24 protein-coding genes are annotated in these 24144 nt (G+C 71.2%); 18 read left to right on the top strand and 6 right to left on the bottom strand.

Features of this window, described 5'->3' with window-relative positions; all coding sequences use genetic code 11:
• Positions 1-36: 36 nt before the first annotated feature.
• From ACF1AG_RS10450 to ACF1AG_RS10410, 9 genes are all read left to right on the top strand, one after another.
• A complete protein-coding gene (locus ACF1AG_RS10450; RefSeq protein ID WP_359748439.1) occupies positions 37-1374 on the top strand; it encodes a CpaF family protein in 1338 nt (445 codons plus the stop codon).
• An 11-nt stretch (positions 1375-1385) separates the two neighbouring features.
• Positions 1386-2330, top strand: a complete 945-nt coding sequence (locus ACF1AG_RS10445; protein ID WP_391809602.1) for a type II secretion system F family protein — start codon at positions 1386-1388, stop codon at positions 2328-2330.
• A gap of 21 nt (positions 2331-2351) precedes the next feature.
• On the top strand, positions 2352-3239 hold the full coding sequence (locus ACF1AG_RS10440) for a DUF5936 domain-containing protein (RefSeq protein WP_391809601.1): 888 nt from the start codon (positions 2352-2354) through the stop codon (positions 3237-3239).
• A 433-nt stretch (positions 3240-3672) separates the two neighbouring features.
• Positions 3673-4854, top strand: coding sequence for a sensor histidine kinase (locus ACF1AG_RS10435; protein WP_391809684.1), 1182 nt, complete (start codon positions 3673-3675; stop codon positions 4852-4854).
• Positions 4844-5647: a response regulator gene (locus ACF1AG_RS10430; protein WP_391809600.1), complete on the top strand. Its 804-nt coding sequence runs from the start codon at positions 4844-4846 to the stop codon at positions 5645-5647. Before ACF1AG_RS10435 ends, ACF1AG_RS10430 begins: the two co-directional genes overlap by 11 nt.
• A 150-nt stretch (positions 5648-5797) precedes the next feature.
• Positions 5798-5998: a Flp family type IVb pilin gene (locus ACF1AG_RS10425; protein WP_048455871.1), complete on the top strand. Its 201-nt coding sequence runs from the start codon at positions 5798-5800 to the stop codon at positions 5996-5998.
• Positions 5995-6609 carry a pilus assembly protein TadG-related protein gene (locus tag ACF1AG_RS10420; protein WP_391809683.1) on the top strand — a complete coding sequence of 205 codons (615 nt, stop codon included), beginning with the start codon at positions 5995-5997 and terminating at the stop codon, positions 6607-6609. The genes ACF1AG_RS10425 and ACF1AG_RS10420 overlap by 4 nt, the downstream gene beginning before the upstream one ends.
• 33 nt (positions 6610-6642) lie before the next feature.
• Positions 6643-7224 (top strand): hypothetical protein, encoded by a 582-nt coding sequence (locus ACF1AG_RS10415; RefSeq protein ID WP_391809599.1) that lies wholly within the window; start codon positions 6643-6645, stop codon positions 7222-7224.
• A gap of 7 nt (positions 7225-7231) precedes the next feature.
• Positions 7232-7846, top strand: a complete 615-nt coding sequence (locus ACF1AG_RS10410) for an OmpA family protein (RefSeq protein WP_359604407.1) — start codon at positions 7232-7234, stop codon at positions 7844-7846.
• A 5-nt stretch (positions 7847-7851) separates the two neighbouring features.
• Here the strand turns inward: ACF1AG_RS10410 and ACF1AG_RS10405 are convergent, their stop codons facing one another.
• A complete protein-coding gene (locus tag ACF1AG_RS10405) occupies positions 7852-8241 on the bottom strand; it encodes a DUF192 domain-containing protein (RefSeq protein WP_391809598.1) in 390 nt (129 codons plus the stop codon).
• A gap of 178 nt (positions 8242-8419) precedes the next feature.
• On the opposite strand from ACF1AG_RS10405, the gene ACF1AG_RS10400 reads away from it, so the two are divergent.
• The 8 genes from ACF1AG_RS10400 to ACF1AG_RS10365 all read left to right on the top strand — a co-directional run bounded on the left by ACF1AG_RS10400 (position 8420) and on the right by ACF1AG_RS10365 (position 18149).
• Positions 8420-9079, top strand: coding sequence for a hypothetical protein (locus ACF1AG_RS10400; RefSeq protein WP_359604410.1), 660 nt, complete (start codon positions 8420-8422; stop codon positions 9077-9079).
• Positions 9067-10098 (top strand): hypothetical protein, encoded by a 1032-nt coding sequence (locus ACF1AG_RS10395; RefSeq protein WP_359604412.1) that lies wholly within the window; start codon positions 9067-9069, stop codon positions 10096-10098. The genes ACF1AG_RS10400 and ACF1AG_RS10395 overlap by 13 nt, the downstream gene beginning before the upstream one ends.
• Positions 10099-10174: 76 nt before the next feature.
• Positions 10175-11053, top strand: coding sequence for an LLM class flavin-dependent oxidoreductase (locus tag ACF1AG_RS10390; RefSeq protein ID WP_391809597.1), 879 nt, complete (start codon positions 10175-10177; stop codon positions 11051-11053).
• A gap of 66 nt (positions 11054-11119) precedes the next feature.
• Complete coding sequence (locus ACF1AG_RS10385; protein ID WP_391809596.1) at positions 11120-11944, top strand: class I SAM-dependent methyltransferase; 825 nt, start codon at positions 11120-11122, stop codon at positions 11942-11944.
• A 1007-nt stretch (positions 11945-12951) separates the two neighbouring features.
• Positions 12952-13725 carry an isoprenyl transferase gene (locus ACF1AG_RS10380; RefSeq protein ID WP_359604417.1) on the top strand — a complete coding sequence of 258 codons (774 nt, stop codon included), beginning with the start codon at positions 12952-12954 and terminating at the stop codon, positions 13723-13725.
• 448 nt (positions 13726-14173) lie between these two features.
• On the top strand, positions 14174-15499 hold the full coding sequence (locus ACF1AG_RS10375) for a PhoH family protein (RefSeq protein WP_048455862.1): 1326 nt from the start codon (positions 14174-14176) through the stop codon (positions 15497-15499).
• 401 nt (positions 15500-15900) lie between these two features.
• Entirely contained in the window at positions 15901-16617 is a 717-nt protein-coding gene (locus ACF1AG_RS10370; protein WP_359604419.1) for a transglycosylase SLT domain-containing protein, read from the top strand.
• Between the two features lie 146 nt (positions 16618-16763).
• Positions 16764-18149, top strand: a complete 1386-nt coding sequence (locus ACF1AG_RS10365) for an AI-2E family transporter (protein ID WP_359604421.1) — start codon at positions 16764-16766, stop codon at positions 18147-18149.
• A 146-nt stretch (positions 18150-18295) separates the two neighbouring features.
• On the opposite strand, the gene ACF1AG_RS10360 is transcribed toward ACF1AG_RS10365, so the two are convergent.
• Together ACF1AG_RS10360 and ACF1AG_RS10355 are read right to left on the bottom strand one after the other, a co-directional pair.
• Positions 18296-18829 carry an alkyl hydroperoxide reductase gene (locus tag ACF1AG_RS10360; protein WP_359607198.1) on the bottom strand — a complete coding sequence of 178 codons (534 nt, stop codon included), beginning with the start codon at positions 18827-18829 and terminating at the stop codon, positions 18296-18298.
• Positions 18830-18835: 6 nt separating this feature from the next.
• A complete protein-coding gene (locus ACF1AG_RS10355) occupies positions 18836-19390 on the bottom strand; it encodes a peroxiredoxin (RefSeq protein ID WP_033272205.1) in 555 nt (184 codons plus the stop codon).
• Between the two features lie 133 nt (positions 19391-19523).
• Here ACF1AG_RS10355 and ACF1AG_RS10350 point away from each other — a divergent pair, with 133 nt between their 5' ends.
• Positions 19524-20480 (top strand): LysR substrate-binding domain-containing protein, encoded by a 957-nt coding sequence (locus ACF1AG_RS10350; protein ID WP_359607196.1) that lies wholly within the window; start codon positions 19524-19526, stop codon positions 20478-20480.
• A 15-nt stretch (positions 20481-20495) separates the two neighbouring features.
• Here ACF1AG_RS10350 and ACF1AG_RS10345 read toward each other — a convergent pair whose 3' ends face one another.
• The 3 genes from ACF1AG_RS10345 to ACF1AG_RS10335 are packed head-to-tail and all read right to left on the bottom strand — an operon-like array spanning position 20496 to position 24057.
• Complete coding sequence (locus ACF1AG_RS10345) at positions 20496-22844, bottom strand: FtsX-like permease family protein (RefSeq protein WP_359607194.1); 2349 nt, start codon at positions 22842-22844, stop codon at positions 20496-20498.
• The gene (locus ACF1AG_RS10340) at positions 22841-23536 is read right to left on the bottom strand and encodes an ABC transporter ATP-binding protein (RefSeq protein ID WP_359607192.1); all 696 of its coding nucleotides are present in this window, start codon (positions 23534-23536) and stop codon (positions 22841-22843) included. Before ACF1AG_RS10340 ends, ACF1AG_RS10345 begins: the two co-directional genes overlap by 4 nt.
• Positions 23533-24057: a PadR family transcriptional regulator gene (locus ACF1AG_RS10335; RefSeq protein WP_359607190.1), complete on the bottom strand. Its 525-nt coding sequence runs from the start codon at positions 24055-24057 to the stop codon at positions 23533-23535. Before ACF1AG_RS10335 ends, ACF1AG_RS10340 begins: the two co-directional genes overlap by 4 nt.
• Positions 24058-24144: the final 87 nt, after the last annotated feature.

Here is a 24144-nt window from a genome sequence, read left to right as displayed (position 1 = left end):
AGCACCGGGACGAGGACGACGAGGAGCGAGCCACTCATGAGCCTGCGGGCACGCATCAACTCCCCCGAGGAGAAGACCGGACGGGGCGAGGACGGTCACCTCGTCGCGTCCTTCCGCGCCAAGCTCCTGGAGGAGATCGACCTCGCGGAGATGAGCGCGCTGTCCCCGGCCGAGCGCCGGGCCCGGCTGGAACGCGTCCTCGGCCACATCATCAGCCGCGAGGGCCCCGTCCTGTCGACGGTCGAACGCTCCCAGCTGATCCGCCGCGTCGTCGACGAGGCCCTCGGCCTCGGCATCCTCGAACCGCTGCTGGAGGACCCGTCCGTCACCGAGATCATGGTGAACGGCCCGGACGCCGTCTTCGTCGAGCGGGGCGGCCGGGTGGAGCAGCTGCCGCTGCGGTTCGCCTCCCACGACCAGCTGATGCAGACCATCGAGCGCATCGTCTCCACCGTGAACCGCCGCGTCGACGAGTCCAACCCCATGGTCGACGCCCGGCTGCCGTCAGGGGAGCGCGTCAACGTCATCATCCCGCCGCTGTCCCTGACCGGCGCGGTCCTCACCATCCGCCGCTTCCCCCGCTCCTTCACCCTCCAGGAGCTGATCGGCCTCGGCTCGCTCGACGAGCCCATGCTGTACCTGCTGGCCGGGCTGGTGCAGGCCCGCTTCAACATCATCGTGTCCGGCGCCACCGGCACCGGCAAGACGACCCTCCTCAACGCCCTGTCCGGGCTGATCCCCGAGGGCGAACGCATCATCACCATCGAGGACTCCGCCGAACTCCAGCTGCAGCAGCCGCACGTCATCCGCCTGGAATCCCGCCCGCCGAACGTCGAGGGCAAGGGCCGCGTCACCATCCGCGACCTGGTCCGCAACTCCCTCCGGATGCGCCCCGACCGCATCGTCGTCGGCGAGGTCCGCGGCGGCGAGTCCCTGGACATGCTCCAGGCGATGTCCACCGGCCACGACGGCTCACTCGCCACCGTCCACGCCAACAGCGCCGAGGACGCCCTCACCCGGCTGCAGACCCTCGCCTCCATGTCCGACGTGGAGATCCCCTTCGTCGCCCTGCACGACCAGATCAACAGCGCCGTCGACGTGATCGTCCAGCTCAGCCGGTTCGCCGACGGCGCCCGCCGCATCACCGAGATCGCCCTGCTGGAGAGCCACGGCGGGGAGCCGTACCGGCTGGCCACGGTCGCCCGCTTCGACGCGCTGCCGATGACCCACGACGGCCGCGTCCACGGCTCCTTCGTCCACCACCCCCTGCCCCGGCGGACCGCCGACCGCCTCTACATGGCGGGCCAGCCCGTGCCGCAGACGTTCGGCATCGCCCACTCCGCCGACCAGCTCGCCACCCGAGAAGCCAGGTAGGTACCGCCCCCATGGAGCTGCAGACCCTGATCACGCTGACCACCGGCGTCACCCTTCTGACCTGCGTCCTCGCGGTCGCCGGCGTGCACGTCCACGCGGCCGGACGGGCGCAGCGGCAGGCCCTGGTGGACCGGCTGTCGGCCACCGGCGAGCTCCCGTCCGGCGGCCGCCGGCGCCGCTTCCCCACGCTGGACCGCAGGCTGCGCCGCACCCGCCTCGGACGCAAGCTGGAGCTGCGTCTGCTCGCCACCGGACTGGACGTCACACCCGGTGAGTTCTCCGTGGCGATGCTCGTCGCCGTCGCCGCGCTGTGGATGGCCGGGCAGGCCGCCCTCGCGCCCTTCTTCGGCCCCATCGCGGGACTGCTCGGCGTGTGGGCGGCCGTGCAGTTCCTCGACTGGCAGCGGCAGAAGCGCATCGAGCGGTTCATCAACCAGCTCCCCGAGCTGGCCCGCATCCTCGCCAACGCCACCCAGGCGGGCCTCGCCCTGCGCACCGCCATCGGCATCGCCGCGGAGGAGCTGGAGGCCCCGGCCGGCGAGGAACTCGCCAAGGTGGCCGACCAACTGGCGGTGGGCGCCTCCATGGACGACGCCCTCGGCGAACTCTCCGACCGGCTCCCCTCCCGCGAACTCGTCGTCCTCGTCACCACGCTGGTGCTGGCCAACCGGGCGGGCGGCCAGGTGGTGAGCGCCCTGCGCAACCTCACCGAGACGCTGGAGGAACGCAAGGAGACCCGGCGCGAGGTCCGCACCCAGCTCTCCCAGGTCAGCATGACCTCGTACGCCGTGCCCGTGCTCGGCGTCGGATCGCTGTTCCTGATGAACGGGGTGAAGGACGGCGCCCTGGAGCGCATGACCGGATCGACGGCCGGACAGATCGCGGTCCTCGTCGCCTTCGGCCTCTACGCCGTCGGCTTCCTGCTCATCCGCCGCCTGTCCCGCATCGACGTCTGAGCCGGGAAAGGGGACGACGACATGGCACTCCTGCTCGCCGCACTCATGGCCCTCGCCGTGTGCGGCATCTTCGCCGGCATCCGCATGTACCGGGCGGAGGCGAAACTCCCCGGCGACCTGATGCTCGCCCTGGAGGTCGGCTCCACCCGCACCGGCGCGGTCGACTCCCTCATCGACCGCATGGGCATGCGCTACGCCCCCGCCGTGCTGCGCCTCATGGGACCGAAGCAGGTCGCCAGGTACCGCCGCAAGATCGACCTGGCGGGCAACCCCGGCGGCCTCACCATCCACCGCTACGCCGCCCGCCGCGCCGTCTACGGCGCCCTCGGCGGCTTCGGCTTCCTGGTGTTCCTGATGCGCGGCCAGCTGTTCGTGGCGCTGCTGCTGCTCGCGTTCGGCGCGTTCTGGACGGAGGTCGGCATCTTGTCGGCGATCCGCGTCCGCAAGGACGTCATCGAGCGGACCCTGCCCGACTTCCTCGACGTCCTCGCCGTCGTGGTCAGCGCGGGACTCGGCTTCCGGCAGGCCCTGGAACGCGTCTCCTCCCAGTACGAGGGCCCCTGGGCGGACGAACTGCGCATCACCCTGCGTCAGATGGACCTCGGCATGAGCCGCCGGCAGGCCTTCGCCGAGCTGCGCCGCCGCAACGACTCGGAACAGGTCGCCATGTTCGTCACCGCCCTCCAGCAGGGCGAGGAACTGGGCGCGCCCATCGTCGACACACTGGTGGCGCTCGCGAAGGACATGCGCCGCACGGACGCGCAGAACGCCCGCCGCAAGGCGGCCCGCGCGGTCCCCAAGGCCACCTTGATGATCACCACGTTCATGGTCCCGGCCACGATGATCCTCCTCGGCGCCGGCCTGATCCTCGGCTCCGGCACCGACTTCGGCTCACTCACGGGCGAGTGACGGGAGGCGGAGCGCGATGACGACGACTCGGACACGGAGAGGACGGGCGTGGCGGCGGCGCCGCGGCCCGGCGGTTCGGCACCGGGCCGGAGCGGGGCCGTCCGTGCCGGTCACGCCGGGCGCGACGGTGGCGCCGGGCCCGGCGGTGGCGGCGGTGGCGGCGGTGGCGGCGCGTGCGCGGACGCCGCAGGGAGTGACGGGGGCGGAGGGCCCGGGGGGTGCGCCTGATGCCGCGCACGTACCTCAGGCGGGCCCGGGGGGTGCGTCTGATGCCTCTCACGTAGCTCAGGCGGACCCGGGGGGTGCGTCTGATACCGCTCACGTAGCTCAGGAGCCGCTCGCCGCACCGGCCACGGACACCGTCCCGGACACGCAGCTCCAGGTGAACGCCCTCCAGGCCCTGTGCCGGCAGGCCTTCGGCTTCCGGCTCGCGATGATCGCCGTGGCCGCCCCGTCCGCCCTCCTCAACGCGGGCCCCGGCTGGGGCGTACGCCTGGTCGGCATCGCGGTCGTCGTCACCTTCATGGTGTCGTACGCCCTCTTCCGCGACTGGGAGCGCTTCGGCCCTCTCCTCCTGCGCCACCCCACGCTCCTCGCGGCGGACACCCTCTTCGGCGCCCTGCTGCTGGTCTCCGCCGGCCCGGACACCACCCTCGCCTACGTCAGCGTCTGCACACCCCTGCTCGCCGGCCTCATCTACGGCTGGCGCGGCGCGGCCGTCTTCGCCTCCCTCCAGGGCGTGATCCTGCTGCTCGTCCACGCCACGCTGGACAACCCGCACACCGAACCCGCCGAGACGCTGATCCTGCCCGGCCTGTGCGTGATCGCGGGGGCGGTCGGCTCCAGCCTGCGCAAGCTGATGCTCCACCTCGGGGAGGCGACCCGCGCCCTGGCCGCGGTCCGGGCCCGCCTCGCGGTCACGGAGGCGGTCGACGCCGAACGGGCGCGTCTGGCGCGGGAGATGCACGACTCGGTGGCCAAGACGCTGCACGGGGTCGCCCTGGCGGCGGACGGCCTGGCCTGCTCGGCGGGGGCCGCCCGCATGGACCCGACGCTGGTGAAACGCCAGGCGGAACTGGTGGCACGGTCGGCGCGCAGGGCGGCGGCGGAGTCGCGGGAACTGCTGGCGGACCTGCGGAGGGAGGGGGAGCCGGGGCGGGAGGTGGACGTCCTGGCCGAACTGGCGTGTGCGGTGCGGGCCTTCCGCGCGAGGTGCGGGGCGCCGGTGACGTACAGCAGGACGGGTGAGGGCGACGGGCCCTCGTCGGTCCCCCCGGCGGTGGCCCGCCAGCTCCTCTCCATCATCGAGGAGGCGATGGAGAACGCCCACCGTCACGCGGGGGCGGCCCGGGTGGACGTACGGGCCGGCGTGCGGGGCGGCGTTCTGACGGTCGGCGTCCGCGACGACGGCACGGGCCTGCCCGGCCTCCCCGCCGCCCCCGACCTCGACCGGCTGCGCCGCTCGGGCCACTTCGGCCTGGTGGGCATGGCCGAACGGGCCGCCTCGGTCGGGGCGCGCATCAGCTTCGAACGGGGCGAGCGGGGGCGCGGCACGGAGGTGCGTGTGGAGTGGCCGCTCGCGTTACGGAGGACGGAGACCGCCCATGACCGGTGAAGCGAATCCGTTCGGGGAGGTGCGGCCTCCCGAGCCTCTGCGCGTGGTCGTGGCCGACGACAACCCGGTGGTGCGCGCGGGGTTGTCGGCCCTCCTGACCGGGAGGGAGGGCCTGGAGGTCGTCGCGGAGGCGGCGGACGGCCGCGAGGCGTACGAGGCGACACTCGCCCACCGTCCCGACGTGGTCCTGCTGGACGTCCGCATGCCTGGGGTGGACGGCCTCACGGCCCTCCCGCACCTGGTGCCGCTGACGGCGGTGCTGATGCTGACGTACAGCGGGGAGTCGGACATCGTCCACGAGGCACTGCGCCGGGGTGCGAACGGGTATCTGGTGCACGGTGAGTTCACGCCGGACGAGCTGGTGACGGCGGTGCGGGACGCGAGGCGGGGGAGGCCGCACTTGACGCCGACGGCGGCGGGGAGGTTGCTGGCGCAATTGCGGGAGGGGGGTGCGGTGGATTCCGCTTCCGGTGGTGAATCGGGCGGTACTTGGGCGCCAACGGGGCCTACTTCTACGAAAAACCTTTCGCAACTGCAACCGGATATGGCACAGTCGGTGTCTGACAGGTCGACGTACGGGCTGAGCGCGAGGGAGGCGGAGATCATGGAGCTCATCGCGTCCGGCATGAGCAACCAGCAGATCGCCGCCACCTGCTTCATCAGCGAGAAGACGGTCAAGAACCACATCAACCGCATCTTCGCGAAGCTGCACAGCACGAGCCGCGCCGAGGCCGCCGCGAAGTGGCGCGGCGAGGAACGGAGTCAGGGTCGGGACGGGGGTGGCCGGTGGTGAGGCGCACACCGACGACGCGATGGGCCCGCCTTTGGGTCCGGAAATGGGCCCCGGGACCCTTGAGGCGCCTGACCAACCCCTCGTACGGTGCCGAGGTCGACAGCGGCCCCGGGACCCAGGCCGCCACCGCGTCAGTCGGAGGGGAACACCATGGGCAACTGGATCAACACGACGGTCAGGTACCTCCAGTCCCGCGCATCCCGCCGCGACGACCGGGGTCAGACGGCGGTGGAGTACCTGGGGATCATCGCGGTGGTGGTGGCCATTGTGCTGGCGATCACGGGGACGGACATCGGGCAGACGATCTTCAACGCCATCACCGACAAGATCAGCGAGGTCACCGGCATCTGACCCGTCGACGGCGCTTCGCTGATTCCGGGCAGGCCTTTCCCATCTACATCACGGTGGTGGGAGGTCTGCTCTTTCTCGCGTTCGCCTACCTGGCTGTCGGTCAGGCTGCCGCGAACCGGAACGGCGCGCAGACCGCTGCCGACGCTGCGGCTCTCGCAGCCGCACAGGAGAGGCGCGACCAGCTGTCCCGGGCGTGGGTGGAGAATCTCCTCGACCCCGAAAAGTGGCAGGACATCTTCGATGGTATGGCGGAAGGGCTGACACCCTCGTGCTGGAGGGCCGAGCAACTGGCCGCCGCCAACGACGCGACGGTCCTGAGCTGTGATGGGGACGGTCTCCTCGGCTACACGGTCGAAGTGCAGACGAACAAGACGGTCGGCGATTCCATCGTGCCCGGTACAGAGACGAAGAAGTCGCGGGCAACAGCCAGCGCAGTGATCGAGCCACGCTGTGGCTTCGAACTCCCCGCCGAGGGTGAGGAAGCCGACGAAGAGGAGAAGCTTCCGGCGCTCAATTGCAAGGACGGAGACGACTGGGAACTGGACCCCGAGGCGCCGAAGGATCTGCTACCGAAGCCCGAGGACCTTTTCGACGTTCACCTGGCCGACTGACAAGCTAACGACGAGTGACTGAGGATGCAGGGTATGAGCGTTCGGTTCACGACGAGGGCCCGCAGCGGGGCCGTCGCGCTGGTTGTTGCGGCCGGACTGGCCCTGGGCGTGGCCGGCTGCGGCGGTGGCGGGGACGACGACGGCAAGCCGGAGAGCACCGCGTCCACATCACAGGAGCGCGGGTCCGCACCGAGCGCTCAGGAGAACGAAGCCGCAGAGACACTCGCGGAGCTCAGGGGGCCGGATGGCTTGCTCCTCCAGGTCACCTCGGCTGAGCGGGACGACGGTGGCTTCGTCACGGTCAACGGGAATCTGAAGAACGACAGCGACAAGTCGCTGAACCTGCCCGCGCAACTGAGCGGCAACGAGACCGAGGTCATCCGTAACGGCCGTTCGCTCGGAGGGGCGACGTTGGTCGACAGCAAGGGCAAGAAGCGCTACTACGTCCTGCGCGACACGGACGGCCGTCCGCTGACGACCACCGGCATCACCGGAATCAAGTCGGGTGAGTCGGTGCCGGTCTTCATGCAGTTCCCCGCGCCGCCTACAGACACGGCCGAGGTGACCCTCCAGTTGCCCATGTTCGCCAGCGGCACCATCCAGATCTCTGGGTGAGGCTGGGATGACACACACGCGCCTCCTACTCATCGGCACGGTCGCCACCCTGCTGGCCGCCGGCCCGGCCGTGGCCCGGGCCGACGACGGACCGAGCGTCCCGCCCGGCACGGAAGCCAGCGCGTCCGCGCCTGTGGAACTGGACCCCAACGACCCCGATCTGAAGCTCCCCGACGGCGCCACCCTCGCCGAGCCGAAGGTGCTGGACATCAAGTCCGTCGTCGAGGACCAGAGCGGGGACGAGCGCCGCGAGGACACCAACACGAACGTGACGTTCGCCCTCCAGGCGGAGGTCCTCTTCGGCAAGGACAGCGCCAAGATCTCCGCGCAGGCGAGGGCCCGCATCTCCGTCATCGCGAACGAGATCAAGACGCAGAACGCGACGCGCATCCGTGTCTTCGGCTTCACGGACAACCTCGGTTCGTCCGCGCACGGCGACGTGCTGTCCCGCAAGCGGGCCAACGCGGTGCACGGCATCCTCGAGCAGGAGCTGAGCGACGCGAACCTCACGTACGAGGTGCGCGGTTACGGCGAGGACTACCCGATCGCCGACAACTCGACGGAGGAGGGCCGGAAGAAGAACCGGCGGGTGGAGATCTCGTTCCCTCGCGGCACGAACTGAGCGGCTCAGGGAAGTGCACGCACCTCCACCACCGCCCCCACGCCGAGCCCCCACCCCTCCATGGCCCCGGCCTCGGCCTCGATGACGTGCCGTGCCCGGACGCGCGGCCGTCCCAGCCGTCCGGGCGGCATGGTGCGCACGGCGAGGACGCGGAGCCGCCGGTCCAGGTAGGCGACGTCGATGGGCATGCGCATGCGGAAGGTGTGGATGCTGTTGGCGGGGGAGAGCAGCAGCGCGCCTTCGAGGCTCTCCCTCCCGAGCAGTCCGCGCGTCCGCGCCCGATAAGAGGTCGCGATCTCCAACGGCACCCGGGCGCTGACGCCTCCGTCCGGCAACCCCCGCACGACCAGCTCCCCACGCCCGTCCCGCCACTGCACGACCGCGCCTCCCCTCACCCCGGCGACGGTACCCGCGCCACCGTGTGCAATGCGAGGACGAAAGTGCGGCTGGGGTCCCGCGTCCCAATTCGGTATTAGGTGTGTTGCAGTTGCTCCATTCGCTCTGGTGTCCCCCTGCGACCGCTGGATAGCGTTGGCGCGCCGATGTGACGCCTCGCCCCACCGGGAGCCGACTGTGAACCGCCGTCCCACCCTGCTCGCAGCGCTTGCGCTGACCGCCACCGCGGCGTTGACGCTGTCCGCGTGCGGAAGCGACGACGACTCACCCGCGAAGGACAAGGACACGATCGCGGGAGCGGACACGGGCGGCAAGAAGTCGCCCTCGCCGTCCACGTCCGCCCCGGCGTCGGACGACCGCCCGAAGATCGAGCTGCCCAGCGACCTCTCCTACACCTTCGACTGGCCGAAGACCGGCGACAAGGAGAAGGACGCGGTCCTGGCCGACAGCGAGCAGTCCATCAAGGCGGTGGACCAGGCGATCGTCAAGCAGAACGCACTGGACAAGGCGTACCTCTATTACTACGAGGGCGAAGCCGCGGCCGAGACAGAGAAGTTCGTGCAGGACTACGTGGACCACAAGGCCGCGATCACCGGGTCTTACCGCTTCTACGCACCCGAAGTGAATGTCGGCAAGGACGGAACGGCTTCGCTCAGCTATTGCGAGGACCAGGGCAAGGCCTTCGTGAAGTACCTCGAGACCAACAAGATCAAGAAGACCGAGGTCACCGCCAAGAGTTACGTGGTTTACCACACGTCGCTGAAGAAGAACGACAAGGGCGTGTGGGTCATTCAGAAGATCGTCTCGCAGAGTGGGAGCGCCAAGTGCCAGCCGTGACCCGCACTTTCCGGACGTTCGCCGCCGTCGGCGCGGTCGTGTTCCTTCTGGCCCTGCCCGGCGTGGCCCACGCCGACGACGACCTGGGCAACGGGACCCAGGGTGAAGACAAAGACGCCGGCCTGGCAGACGACGGCACCCTCTCCGTCTCCGCCGGAGGCGTCCGTTTCGACCACTCCAAGAACGGCAAAGGCGGCAAGGTCGGCGCGCTCACGTCGAGTACCTCGTGGTCGCCTCCGCCCTGCTGGTACGCGCCCAAGTACTCGCCGGAGGAGCTGCAGGCGTACCTGGAGCCGATCTGGGAGGCCGGGTCGACGGGGCACGAGTGGGACAACGAGCAGCGGAAGAAGTACACGAACCCCGACGACCCCGAGAAGGACTTCAACAAGCACAAGTCCGGCGAGGGCTACTGGTGGGACTCGTACGTCGACAAGAGCTTCCCGCCCGGTTGGGACTCCTGCACCAAGGACTATTTCTGGGTGGATCGTGGCGACCCGCCGCCAGCGGACGTCGAGAACGCGGTCACACCGGAAATCCTCGCCGAACTCGCTTACTCCGAGATCCGCGTACCCGGCACCGAGGTGACCCTCGCGCCTGCGCAGGCGACCAAGGTGAACCTGCCGACGTGGTCGTGGCTGGACGGCGCCGAGTTCCAGCCGGTGTCGGTGACCGCCTCCGTGCCGGAGATCGGCATCTACGCGACGGCCACCGCCGAGCCGGTCGCTCTGAAGATCGAGCCCGGCACCAAGGACGCCGAGACGTACCCCGCCTCCGGTGTCTGCGAGATCAACAACGGTCGGATCGGCGAGCCCTACGCCAAGGGCAAGGCGAACCGGACGCCCCCGTGCGGGGTGAAGTACCTCCGCTCCTCGGGCGACAGCACCTTCCCGCTGCAGGCGACCGTCACCTGGGAGGTCCACTGGAACGGCTCCGGCGGCGCGGGCGGCGACCTGCCCGACGGTGAGTTCGGAGCGACCCAGGAGGTCGTCGTCCAGGAGATCCAGTCCGTCAACCGCTGACCCGACGCGCACCACCACCCCCGCCCGCCCCGGCCGAGGTTTCCCGGGGCGGGCCCCTGTGGGTAGGTACACCCGCATGACGACGACACTCGGCGCCGTGTTCCGCCCCCAGCTCGCTCCCGAGCGGCTGCGTTCCGTCGTGCGTGCCGCCGACGCGGCCGGGCTCGACGAGCTGTGGCTGTGGGAGGACTGCTTCCGGGAGGGGGGCATCTCCACCGGCGCCGCCGCCCTCGCGTGGAGCGAACGAGTCCGCGTCGGCATCGGACTGCTGCCCGTCCCCCTGCGGAACGTCGCCGTGACCGCCATGGAGGCCGCCTCCCTCCACCGGATGTTCCCAGGCCGCCCGATCCTCGGCGTCGGGCACGGCGTGCAGGACTGGATGGGGCAGGTCGGCGCGCGCGCCGGGTCGCCCCTCACCCTGCTCCGCGAGCATCTCCTCGCCCTGCGCGCCCTGCTGGCCGGCGAGACGGTCACGACCAAGGGCCGCTACGTCGCCCTCGACGGCGTCAGGCTCGACTGGCCTCCGTCCGGCCCCGTCGACGTCCTCGCCGGCGGCATGGGCCCCCGGACCGTACGGCTCACCGGGGAGGCCGCCGACGGCACCATCCTCACCGCCGACACCTCCGCCGACGGAGTCCGGCAGGCATGCGCGCTGATCCGGGAGGGCCGCGCCGCGGCGGGGCGTGACCCGGACGGCCACCGGGTCGTCGTCTATCTGCTGACCGCGACCGGCGACGGGGCGCGCGAGCGGCTGGAGGCCGAGCTGGTCGCCGAGGGGCACGCCGCGGACGCCGACCTCGGGGTCGCCGGGGACGCCCGCGCCGTCGCCGACGCCGTACGGCGGCTGGCCGGGGCGGGTGCCGACACGGTCGTCCTCCAGCCCACCGGCGACGACCCCGACCCCGAGGGCTTCGTCCGCTTCGCCGCGGAGGACGTGCGGCCACTCCTCACGTAGTCCGCCCCGTCCCGGGCACGGAAAAAGCACGCGACGATCCGCCCCGCCCTCGGGCATCCTCGCCGCATGAGACAGCCCCGACCGCGAACCACGGCCCCCACCTTCGACGAGCTCCTCGCCGAAGGCGCCTCCGTCCCCACCGAGGGGTGGGATTTTTCCTGGTTCGAGGGGCGCGCCACCGAGGCCCGGACGTCCTGGGGGTACGCCACCACGGTCGCCGGCCGGCTGGGCACGGTGGACGGGCCCGTGCTCGACGTCCAGACCGGCGGGGGAGAGGTCATCGCGTTCGCCCTCGGCCGGGCGTCCAGGCGGCCCCCGCTGGTCGCCGCCACCGAGGGCTGGCCGCCCAACGTCCGCAAGGCCGCTGACACGCTCCGGCCCTACGGCGCCACAGTCGTCGCGGCGGCCGAGGACGCGCCGCTGCCCTTCGGCGACGCATCCTTCTCCCTCGTCACCAGCCGGCATCCCGTCCGGCCGCTCTGGCACGAGATCGCCCGTGTGCTCCGGCCCGGCGGCACCTATCTGGCCCAGCACGTAGGGCCCGCCAGCGCCTTCGAACTCGTCGAGTACTTCCTCGGACCGCTGCCCGAGGAGAGCCGCACCGCGCGCGACCCCGGGCGGGAGCGGCGGGACGCCGAGGCGGCCGGGCTGGAGGTCGTGGACCTGCGGGCCGAGCGGCTGCGCATGGAGTTCCACGACATCGCCGCGGTCGTGCACTTCCTGCGCAAGGTGATCTGGATGGTCCCGGGCTTCACGGTCGAGGCGTACCGGCCGCGACTGCGCGAGCTGCACGAGCGGATCGAGGCCGAGGGACCCTTCGTCGCCCACAGCTCACGGCACCTCGTCGAAGCCCGCAGGTCAGGGAGCCGGCCCCGCGATCCACGCGCGTAGTGTCCGCATCGTTATGGGTGAGGGCTGGCCTCCGCCGCGGCGCATCGCTTAGGTTCGGACCAATTGATTCGCGCAAGCAAAGCTGCGCGGAAGGGTCACCGCGCGGTGGAGGGGGCTGCGCGGTGACCGCACTCCCGGGCTCGCATCGCCCCTCTCCCCACCACACCGAGCTCTCTTTCCCCCACGCCGCCACGCCTCGCCTCGGGTCAAGCCGCGGCCCTCGTGGGTGTCACCCGTCGGGGGGACGGCCGGAAGAGTGGCCGGAATGGTGCAGGGTTGGTGTCACACCGTGCACAGAGTCCCCTCAGCGCTCTTTTCTCGCACGATTTCGCCGGTTTTCGGCCACAAAGACCCCCTGAATCGTTCCCTCCGAGGGCATCCGGGCGTCGTCGGGCGGTTTCGGAGAGTAGTTGTGTCGCGCCGATGCACGCAGCATCACTTACGAAGGGTTATGGTGGAAACCCCCCCTCGGGCCGGTCCGTCTCCCCCCCCACGGACCGGCCCGTTTTTTCATGCCCGCTGTCCGACCGCTCTCCGGCGCGCTGTCCGGCCGCCCTCCGGCCCTCCGTCGGGCATCGGGTCGGGCGCCGTCCCGCCGCCCTCCGCCCCGCCGCCTTCCGCCGGGCACCGTCCCGCCGCCTTCCGCCGGGCACCGTCCCGCCGCCTTCCGCCGGGCACCGCCCCGCCGCCTTCCGCCGGGCACCGCCCCACCCAATACCCCCTCGCCCTCGTCGGCCCCGCCCGTGCCGCGGTGCAGGCCGTGATGCCCGCGACGTACGTCCGGATCGGCGTGCTGCTGTGACCGCCCAAACGGCGTGCCGCCGCAGCACAGCTGACAAAAGCGCGTCAGACCGGACGTTGGGGACCCCTGCCCCGGCGGGGGTACGCTTCGCCCCTGGGGACCGCCATACGGGCAGGGGCCGCCCGCGGCCGAGACCGGGCCGCTTGCCGCGCGACGCGGCGGGGTGCCGCGCCTGTCCGATCCGTACGGAGGGGCTGACGATCACGTGAACCTGCGCGACAAGCTGCGGAGCCTGCTGGTCAGGCTGTACGCGCGCCGGGTGGAAGGCCACCTGGACACCGCTCAGGTGCCGAAGCACATCGGCGTCATCATGGACGGCAACCGCCGCTGGGCGAAGGCCGCGGGTTCCAGCACGGTGCACGGCCACCGGGCCGGCGCCGAGAAGATCGAGGAGTTCCTCGGCTGGTGCTCCGAGACGGACGTCGAGGTGGTCACCCTGTGGCTGCTGTCGACGGACAACTTCGACCGGCCCAAGGAGGAGCTGGTCCCCCTCCTCGGCATCATCGAGGACGTGGTGCGCACCCTCGCCGCCGACGGGCGCTGGCGGGTCCACCACGTGGGCACCCTCGACCTCCTGCCGTCCGGGATGCAGACGGTCCTGAAGGAAGCGGAAGCGGCCACGGCACACGTCGACGGAATAGTCGTCAACGTCGCCATCGGGTACGGCGGGCGCCAGGAGATCGCCGACGCCGTGCGCTCCATGCTTCTCGAGGCCCACGACAAGGGCGTCCCGATGGACGACCTCGCCGAGTCCGTGGACGTCGACATGATCGGACGTCACCTCTACACCAAGGCGCAGCCCGACCCGGACCTCGTCATCCGAACGAGCGGCGAACAGCGGCTGTCCGGATTCATGCTCTGGCAGACGGCCCACTCGGAGTACTACTTCTGCGAGGTCTTCTGGCCGGCCTTCCGCAAGGTGGACTTCCTGCGCGCGCTGCGCGACTACGCGGCCCGCCACCGTCGCTTCGGCGGCTGAGCGCCCGCACCCGTCCCCCCGGGGCCACGCCTCCCGCTCCTCCCCGCACGACCGCGTCCCCGCACGACCGCGTCACCGCGTCCCCGCACGATGGCGTCACCGCGTCACCGCGGAGCACCTCGCGCATCACCCCGCTCCACCCGCGCCCCCCTTGTGTCACCAGGGGTCACGCGCCGTTCACCGGAGTGCCGTCACAGGCCGTGGCATGGCCGCGCTCGTTCGAGGGCATAACTCAGTCAGGTCGACGCCCGAACCACGGGTGTCGGATCTCAGCGGACGGCGCGGGAGCCGTCCGCCCGGGAGGCCCTTTGCACCAGCCCGACCGTGCGGTCACGGCACGGAAGAAGCGGCGGAGGGCCGGTTCTCGGCCCGTCGTGCATCAGGGCCGTCGACCGGTCCAGCTCCGCCTCGTCGCTCCCCGACCTCATCCGAGGGGGTTCGTCCTTCCGTGGTGACCAGCGCAAAGCGCCACAAGCCAGACCGGCGCACCTACGTTCTCGACACCAGCGTCCTGCTGGCCGACCCCCATGCCCCGAGCCGCTTCGACGAGCACGAGGTCGTGCTCCCCGTCGTCGTGGTGACAGAGCTGGAGGCCAAGCGGAACCATCCCGAGCTCGGCTACTTCGCCCGGCAGGCCCTGCGCCTGCTGGACGACTACCGGGTGCGGTACGGCCGTCTCGACGCCCCCATCCCCACCGGGGAGCTCGGCGGGACCCTGAGGGTCGAGCTCAACCACTCGGACCCCAGCGTGCTGCCCAGCGGCTACCGCCTGGGGGACAACGACTCCCGCATCCTCGCGGTCGCCCGCAACCTGCAGGCGGAGGGATTCGACGTCACCGTCGTCTCCAAGGACCTCCCGCTCAGGATCAAGGCGTCCTCCGTGGGTCTCCTCGCCGAGGAGTACCGCGCGGAGCTCGCCATCACGGACTCCTCCGGCTGGACCGGAATGTCCGAACTGACCCTGCCCGGCGAGCAGGTGGACATCCTCTTCGAGGAAGGCCATGTGTACGTGCCCGAGGCGGCCGAGCTGCCCGTGCACACCGGCCTGACCATCCAGTCCGAGCGCGGCAAGGCGCTCGGCCGGGTCACCCCGGAGGGCAACGTCCGCCTGGTGCGCGGTGACAGGGAGGCGTTCGGCATCAAGGGCCGCAGCGCCGAGCAGCGGATCGCGCTCGACCTGCTGCTCGACCCGGACGTCGGGATCGTGTCCATGGGCGGCCGGGCCGGCACCGGCAAGTCCGCGCTCGCGCTGTGCGCGGGCCTGGAGGCGGTGCTGGAGCGGCGGCAGCACCAGAAGGTGATGGTCTTCCGTCCCCTGTACGCGGTGGGCGGGCAGGAGCTGGGCTATCTGCCCGGTTCCGAGGCCGAGAAGATGAGCCCCTGGGCCCAGGCCGTGTTCGACACGCTGTCGGCGGTCACCAGCCGGGAGGTCATCGAGGAGGTCACCGCGCGCGGCATGCTGGAGGTCCTGCCGCTCACCCACATCCGGGGGCGCTCGCTCCACGACGCGTTCGTCATCGTGGACGAGGCCCAGTCGCTGGAGCGGAACGTCCTGCTGACCGTTCTGTCCCGGATCGGGGCCAATTCCCGGGTCGTTCTGACGCACGACGTGGCGCAGCGGGACAATCTGAGGGTCGGCCGGTACGACGGTGTGGTCGCCGTCGTCGAGAAGCTGAAGGGGCATCCGTTGTTCGCCCACGTGACCCTGAACCGGTCCGAGAGGTCCCAGATCGCGGCCCTTGTGACCGAAATGCTCGAAGACGGTCACATCTGACCCTCGCGCCCCAACGCGGGGTGTTTACGCGCGAGTTGGCGCCGTCCGGGAAAGGCGAAGAGCCTAGCCGGGCGGCGTCGGCGCGTGTGCGGCTTTCCGGTAATCCCGAGGGGCAAACGACATGTGAGCTTTCACACGCAACAGAGAATTGCCTTGCGCCGCCTGGTTACGGCAGAGTCTCACTCCTGTCAGGCCCCGCATACGACACAGCTGCAACCCCAGCGTTGCAGAACCACCAGGAACACTGCTTCAACTCCATAGCGTCGTCGTATGCCGCCCGAGCACCACGCGGCGCTCCCGTCGAAGGAGTTGCCCACCGGGCCCGTGCCTCCCGTGACCCGTAGTTGGGGAGGCCAGTGTCAGGGGCACGATTGCGTCCGCGAGGGTCACCGAAGCGGGCGATGCTGGAAGGAAACCGTGTGAGCCGGATCTCGGTCCGGGGATTCGCAGTGGCCTCTGCCACGGCGGTCACCGCTGTCGGAAGCGTCGTCGGCGTTGCCTCGGGCAGCACCGCAGCGCAGAACAACGACGCCGAAGCGACGGCAGCCGGCACCACGCTGCTCGCGGACATCCCCGCAGGGCAGCAGGCGCAGGTGCAGACCGCGTCGCTGACGCAGCAGGCCCAGACGATGGCCATCGCCGCCGACGCGACCGCCAAGAAGGACGCGGAGGAGGCAGCCCGCAAGGCCGCCGCCGACACCGCGATCGCGAAGAAGAAGGAAGCCGAGAAGGCCGCACAGGAGGCCAAGGAGCGCGAGGAGGCCGAGAAGGCCGCCAGCCGCTCCGCCACGCGTGACGCGTCCTCCTTCGCCGCCCAGGCCTCCTACTCGGTCGCCGAGGTCCAGGCCATCGCGCGCCAGATGGTGCCCGCCGACCAGTTCCAGTGCTTCAGCAACATCGTGGACCACGAGTCCACCTGGAACTACCAGGCCCAGAACCCCTCCTCCGGCGCCTACGGCCTCGTGCAGGCCCTGCCGGGCTCCAAGATGGCCTCCGCCGGCGCCGACTGGCAGACCAACCCGGCCACCCAGATCAAGTGGGGCCTCAACTACATGGACAGCCGCTACGGCAGCCCGTGCGGCGCCTGGGAGTTCTGGCAGGCCAACCACTGGTACTAGGTCCTCCGGACCGTCCCGCCGCCCCGCGGCGTGCTCGACCCCTCGACAGCCCCGCACCGTCCTACGGTGCGGGGCTGTCGCCCTGTACCGTCTGACCGACGGTGCCAGGGGGACTGGTGGGCGGAAACGGGGGAAGAGGACGGATCATGTCGCGACTGCCAGGGTGGCTCGACCGGGTCGGAGCCGGACTGACGAAGGTCGGCAAACGGCTGGAGGAGCGCCGCGCCGAAGTCACGCGCGACCAGGGGCCGGACGACGACCCCGCGCGCGACAGCGCCGACCCCGACCGGACGCTTCCGCCCTCCGAGTACACCCAGGTGGTGCTCCCGGCGCGCCCCGACCCGGCGCAGGCCGTGCCCTGGGGCGTCAGGGTCGCCGCCGAGGCCGGCTGGCGCCTGCTGATCCTCGCGGGCACCGTCTGGGTGCTGATGCGCATCATCAGCGCCGTCCAGCTGGTGGTGCTGGCGTTCGTCGCCTCGCTGCTCATCACCGCGCTGCTCCAGCCCACCGTCGCCCGGCTGCGGCGGCTCGGGGTGCCGCGCGGACCGGCCACCGCGCTGACCGCGCTGTTCGGCTTCGTCGTGATGGGCCTCATCGGCTGGTTCGTGACCTGGCAGGTCATGGAGAACGTCGACACCCTCGCCGACCAGATCCAGGACGGCATCGACGAACTGCGCAACTGGCTGCTCAACAGCCCCTTCCACGTCACCGACAAGCAGATCAACGAGATCGCCAAGAACCTGCGTGAGGCGGTCGGCGCCAACACCGAGCAGATCACCTCGGCCGGCCTGGAGGGCGTCACGGTCGTCGTCGAGGCGCTCACCGGCATCCTGCTGGCGGTCTTCTCGACGCTGTTCCTGCTCTACGACGGCAAGCGGATCTGGCAGTGGTCGCTCAAGCTGGTCCCGGCCGCGGCCCGTCCGGGCGTCGCCGGCGCCGGCCCGGTCGCCTGGCGCACGCTCACCGCGTACGTGCGGGGCACGGTGGTGGTGGCGCTGATCGACGCCATCTTCATCGGCCTCGGCATCTACTTCCTCGACGTGCCGCTCGCGGTGCCGCTCGCCGTCTTCATCTTCCTGTTCTCGTTCATCCCGCTCGTCGGCGCGGTGGTGTCCGGCGCGCTGGCTGTCGTCGTCGGACTCGTCACCCAGGGCGTGTTCACCGGTGTGATGGTGCTCGTGGTGGTGCTGGCGGTCCAGCAGATCGAGGGCCACATCCTCCAGCCGTTCATCCTCGGGCGCGCGGTGCGGGTCCACCCGCTCGCGGTGGTGCTGGCGGTGGCCTCCGGCGGTCTGGTGGCGGGCATCGGCGGCGCGGTGGTCGCCGTGCCGCTGGTCGCCGTCTCCAACACCGTCGTCGGCTATCTGCGGGCGTTCTCCCACGAGGCCGCCCTCGCCCAGTCGCCCCGGCCGCGGGGCGCGACGGCCATGTCCGCCCCGGACGCCCCCGCCCCGGCGCACCCCGAACCCCAGCCCCCCGCCGCGGAGTCCGAACGGCCCGGGGAGTCCGACGGGCCGTCGGGCGAGCGCTGACGGAGGACCCCGGAACGCGAGCGGCAGCCGCTCCCGGCTCCTTCGCGGGCACGCGGACCGGTGCCCCCCCCCGGGGGACAAACGGCGACGGGCCCGTCCACCCCCGCGGGGTGGACGGGCCCGTGCACGACGGGGCGGGCGCGGAGTTACTCCGCGAGGGCCGCCTCGGCGTCGAGGGTCGCGGCGACGGCCTGGACCACCGCGGCGATCTTGAACGCCTCCTGGATCACCTCGCGGTCCACGCCGGCCTTGCGCAGCACCTGCTCGTGCGAGTCGAGGCACATGCCGCAGCCGTTGATGGCGGAGACGGCGAAGGACCAGTACTCGAAGTCGACCTTGTCGACACCGGGGTTGCCGATGACGTTCATCCGCAGACCGGCCCGCAGGTTGCCGTACTCGTGGTCCGACAGCAGGTGGCGGGTGCGGTAGAAGACGTTGTTCATCGCCATCACCGCGGCGGCGGCCTTGGCGGCCGTGTACGCCTCGGGCGACAGGTTCGCCTTGGCCTCCGGCTCCAGCTCGCGCAGCACGATCGGGGAGCGCGAGGCGATCGCGGTCGCCAGCACCGAGCCCCAGAGCTGCTGGGCGGGCAGGTCGGAGTTGCCGATGACCGAGCCCAGGTTGAGCTTCAGGTCCTTGGCGTAGTCCGGTATGCGGGACTTCAGGGAGTCGAGGGACATGTCAGCTCACTCCCCCGACAGCAGCGCGACCGGGTCCAGGGTCTCGTCGCCCTTGGACCAGTTGCACGGGCAGAGCTCGTCGGTCTGCAGGGCGTCCAGGACCCGCAGGACCTCCTTCGGGTTACGGCCGACGGAGCCGGCGGTCACCATGGAGAACTGGATCTCGTTGTTCTGGTCCACGATGAACACGGCGCGCTTGGCGTAGCCGTCCTCGCCCTCGATGCCGAGGTCGCGCATCAGCTCGTGCTTCGGGTCGGCCATCATCGGGAACGGCAGGTCGCGCAGGTCGTCGTGGTCCTTGCGCCAGGCGTGGTGGACGAACTCCGAGTCACCGGAGAAGCCGAGGACCTGGGCGTCGCGGTCGGCGAACTCGTCGTTCAGCTTGCCGAACGCGGCGATCTCGGTCGGGCACACGAAGGTGAAGTCCTTGGGCCAGGCGAAGACGACCTTCCACTTGCCCTCGTAGGTCTTGTGGTCGATCGTCTCGAACTCCTTGCCCTTCTCCAGCGAGACGCAGGCGGTCAGTTCGAACTCGGGGAACTTGTCACCGACAGTGAGCACGCGCTCTCCTTGCAGCGAAGAAACACCCCAATTGCGAGTGTTTCCCATGGGTTGGACCTGATTGATGTTGGCACAGAGTGCATTGATCAGTGAAATAGCTACACTCGGTCGGGTTGATCGGAGGGACCTATCAGTGACTGTCGGTGACCGGCGCAGGCAGCCGAGCCTGGCCCAGCTGCGGGCGTTCGCGGCGGTGGCCGAGCATCTGCACTTCCGCGACGCCGCCGGAGCCCTGGGGATGAGTCAGCCCGCGCTGTCCGGGGCGCTGTCCGCGCTGGAGGAGACACTCGGTGTGACGCTCGTGGAGCGTACGACACGCAGAGTGCTGCTCACCCCGGCCGGGGAACAGCTCGCCGCACGGGCGAAGTCCGTGCTCACGGAGGTCGGCGCACTCATGGAGGAGGCGGACGCCCTGCGGGCGCCCTTCACCGGGGTGCTGCGGCTCGGCGTCATCCCGACCGTGGCGCCGTATCTGCTGCCGACGGTGCTGCGGCTGGTCCACGACCGCTATCCCCGCCTGGACCTCCAGGTGCACGAGGAGCACACGGCGAGTCTGCTCGACGGGCTGGCCGCGGGACGGCTCGACCTGTTGCTGCTCGCCGTGCCGCTCGGCGTCGCCGGGGTCGCCGAGCTGCCGCTGTTCGACGAGGACTTCGTGCTGGTCACCCCGCCCGGACACCGGCTCGGCGGGCGCGACGGCATACCCCGCACGGTGCTGCGCGAGCTGAACCTGCTGCTGCTCGACGAAGGGCACTGCCTGCGCGACCAGGCCCTCGACATCTGCCGTGAGGCAGGCAGCGCGGGGGTCGCGGCCACCACCACGGCGGCCGGACTCTCCACGCTGGTCCAGCTCGTCGCGGGCGGCCTCGGCGTCACCCTGCTGCCGCGCACCGCCGTCGAGGTGGAGACCAGCCGCGCCGACCGCCTCCTCACCGCGCGCTTCGCGGACCCCGCCCCGAAACGCCGCATCGCCCTCGCCATGCGCACGGGCACGGCGAGGGCGACGGAGTACGAACAGCTGGCGGCGGCGCTCCGCGGAGCGATGCGCGACCTGCCGGTCCGCACGGTGGACGACGGGGCGGAGGACTGACGCCCCCCCCCGGGCTCACTCCGTGCGGAGACCGTCCGGGCGCATCATGCGCAGCAGCGGCGGGAGGCTCAGCGCGGTCACCAGGGCGACCACGCCCGCGCCGACGCCCGTCATGCCGAGCACGCTGCCCCAGTCCACCTGGACCGGTGTCGCCGTCATCCGCAGCAGGACCGCGCCGAGGAGGGTGCCCACCACCGCCGAGAGCGCGAGGCCCAGCCCGATCGGCACCGCCGTCTGCCACAGCACCGACAGGCTCAGCGTGCGGCGCCGGGTGCCGAAGGCGACCAGGGCCGACAGCAGCTTGCGGCGCTCCCGCAACTGCTCGAGCTGGGAGACCAGCAGGCTCACCCCGATGAGCACCAGCACGGCGGTGGCTCCGACGAACAGCCCGGTGCGGATGGAGTCGAACCGGTTGGTGCGCTCGGTGGCGGCCCAGGTCGAGGCGTGGGCCAGCGGGTCGACCGAGGCGGCCGTGTTGCGCACCAGCTCCTGCGCGTCGGCCACCGACTCGTCGATGGCGAGCCACAGCCTTCCGGACACCCGCTTCTCGACACCGGCCGTCACGGCGCCCGGCGTCAGCAGGAAGCCGCTGCTCAGCATCCCGGTCGGGTCCTCGATGGTCGCCGCGCTCTTCACGCCCTCGGGCACCGTCCAGACGACGTCCTGCTGCGGGGCGGCGGGGTCGCCGTTCGCCTGCATGTGCAGGGTGCGGCCGGGCTTGTTGAGGATGGGCGTGTCCTGGTCGTAGTCGGCGCCGGTGAGCGCGAAGACGTCACCGTCCCGGCAGCCGGGCAGCTTCGCCAGCATGCGCAGCGCCTCGCAGTCGCCGACGGTCAGCTGCGCTCCCCGCACCGCTTCCTCGGGGTCGTCGGTGAGCTTCTCGTAGGCGTATCCGTAGGAGAGCGCCTGGACGTCGCGCACGCTCTCGGTCTTCTCGAACGCTGCCGCGGCCGGAGCCACCGGGACGCCGTCGGGCAGTTCGACCTGCATCTGGGCGCGTGACACGTCCTGCCCGGTGTCACGGGTGTACTGGCTGTCGACGCCGGTGAACAGCATCTGCAGGGCGATCGCGCCGGCCACGGCCACGGCGATGCCGTTGACCATGCGGGCCGCCGTGCCGCTGCTCAGCTGGAGCCGGCGCACGGCGAGCTGCCACGCCAGACCACCCGCGCCGAGCCGGGCGACGACCGCCTCCACGAGCCACGGCAGCAGCGCGGTGACCCCGACGAGGAGGCACAGCACACCGCCGACGACCAGGTACTGGTTGAAGTCGCCGTTGTGGCGCCCCTGGCCGAGCATCGGCACGAGCATGCCGATGCCGGCGAGCGGCAGCAGCAGCCGCCACCACAGCCGGCGGCGGGCCGGCCGCGCCGTGCGGACCACGCCCAGCGGCTCGATCACCACGCCGCGCAGTGCGAGCAGGGTGACGACCACCGCGGCGGCCGGGACCGCGACCGCGACCAGCAGCACCAGCAGCGGGGAGGGGTTGAGGTCGCTCGGGAAGACGCTGATGCGGAACAGCTCCACAGACGCAGCGAATTCGCGTCCGGCCAGGAAGAACACGGTGCCGAAGAGCAGCCCGAGCACCGCGCCGGCGAGCGCCTCGCCCGCGGCGATCCTCCGGGTCATCCGGCTGTCCGAACCCACCAGCCGCAGCGCGGCGAGCCTCCGGTCGCGCCGCTCGCCGCCGAACCGCACGGCGGTGGCGATGAACACGCCGACCGGCACCAGCAGCACCACGAAGATGACCAGTGTCAGCATCACCAGGACCGGGTCGAGCGGTTCGGTGTACTGGCTGCGGTCCGCCCCGAAGGCGTCGATCCGCATGACCGTCGGGCTGTCCAGCCGCTCGGCCAGGCCCGTTCCGCCCGCGTACCAGGCGAGTTCCTGGGAGCCGATCAGTCCCGGGTCGCCGATGGTGCCCACGATGTCGTACGGCAGCCGGTCCCGCAGCAGCTTGCCCTCGTCGGACCCGAGCAGCTCCTTCAGTGCGGGGGAGACCACCATCGTGCCGGGCTTCGGCAGTTCGTTCACGCCGGGCGGCACCGGGGCGTCCGGCCCTTCGGGCTCCACCAGCCGGCCGCGCAGGTCGCCGCCGCGGAAGTCGCTGTTGGCGTGCGCGATGAGCAGGGTGTCGTCCGACGGGCGCAAGGTGTCCTGGGAGTACGCGCGGTCCTGGCGGGCGTCCTCCCGCCGGTCGCGTCCGTCGAGCAGGTTCGGCACGGCGGCGGTGAGCAGCAGCAACGCCACGCCGAGGCCCACGCCCACGGCGGTGAGCAGCGCCCGGGTCCAGCCCTCGCGGCCGCCGGTGACGGCGAAGCGGGCGCCGAGCGCGAGGTCCCGCGCCCACTGACGGGTGTTCATACGGCCCGCTCCATGTCGCGCGCCTTGCCGTCACGGACGACGATCTCGCGGTCGGAGTACGCGGCGACCCGCGCCTCGTGCGTGACGAGGACGACGGCGGCGTTGGTGGAGCGGGCGGCCTCGGTGAGCAGCTCCATCACACGCTCGCCGTTCAGCGAGTCGAGCGCGCCGGTCGGCTCGTCGGCGAACACCACGCGCGGGCCGGTGACCAGCGCGCGGGCGACCGCGACCCGCTGGCCCTGACCGCCGGACACCTCGCCGGGCCGCTTCCCGCGGACGTCGTCGACCTCCAGGCGCTGCATCCAGGTGAGGGCGGTGCGCTCGGCCTCCTTGCGGGGAGTGCCGTTCAGCCGCAGCGGCAGCGCGACGTTCTCCACGCAGGTCAGCTCCGGCACGAGCTGGCCGAACTGGAACACGAAGCCGAACGCGGAGCGGCGCAGGGCGCTGCGCTCGGAGTCGTTCATCGCGGTCAGCTCGCGGCCGTTGTACGTGATGGACCCGGCGTCGGGGGTGACGATCCCGGCGAGGCAGTGCAGCAGCGTCGACTTGCCGGAGCCGGAGGGGCCCATGACGGCGACGACCTCGCCCGGGTGGATCGAGAACGCGGCCCCGTCGAGTGCCTTGGTCGGGCCGTAGGTCTTCTGCAGGTCACTCGCGGCGAGCAGGGAGCCGGCGGGTGCGGACGTGGTCATCGGGCCACCGCCTCACGGAGTTTGTCGAGGCGCGCGGCGGTCAGTTCGAGCCAGCGCAGGTCGGCCTCGAGGTGGAAGAGTGCGTGGTCGCAGATCAGCTGGTCGGCGAGGTCGCCCTTGCGCTTGCGGTCGGTGAGCACGCGCATGCTGCGCAGGTGCTCGGAGCGCTGCGTGTCGAGGACGTCGGCGGCGTCGCGCTCGGTGAGGAGGGCGAGGACGACCTTGGTGTAGAGCGTCGACTGGAGGTACGGCTCGGGCTTCTCGGGCGTGGCGAGCCACTGGGCGACGTCGGTGACGCCGGCCTCGGTGATGGCGTACCGCTTGCGCTCGGGGCCGCCGCCGGCCTCGATGCCGTCGACCTCGACGAGGCCGTTCTTCAGCAGCCGCGACATCGTCGAGTAGACCTGGCCGTAGTGCAGCGGCCGGTCGTGACCGAACTTCTCGTCGAAGGTGCGCTTCAGGTCGTAACCATGACGCGGACCCGACTCCAGGAGCCCCAGGAGGGTGTGACCGATGGACATGCGGAGCACTCTACACAGTGTGTATACGCAGTATGTATACACGCTGTGTGCAGATCACGACCGAACCGAGGACACCGCAGGTGAGGG

Origin of the sequence: Streptomyces sp. NPDC014764 (assembly GCF_043082785.1) — a bacterium.
GTDB lineage: Bacteria > Actinomycetota > Actinomycetes > Streptomycetales > Streptomycetaceae > Streptomyces > Streptomyces althioticus.
Note: the sequence above shows the minus strand (reverse complement) of the source record. Positions and strands in the feature narration are given on the sequence as shown.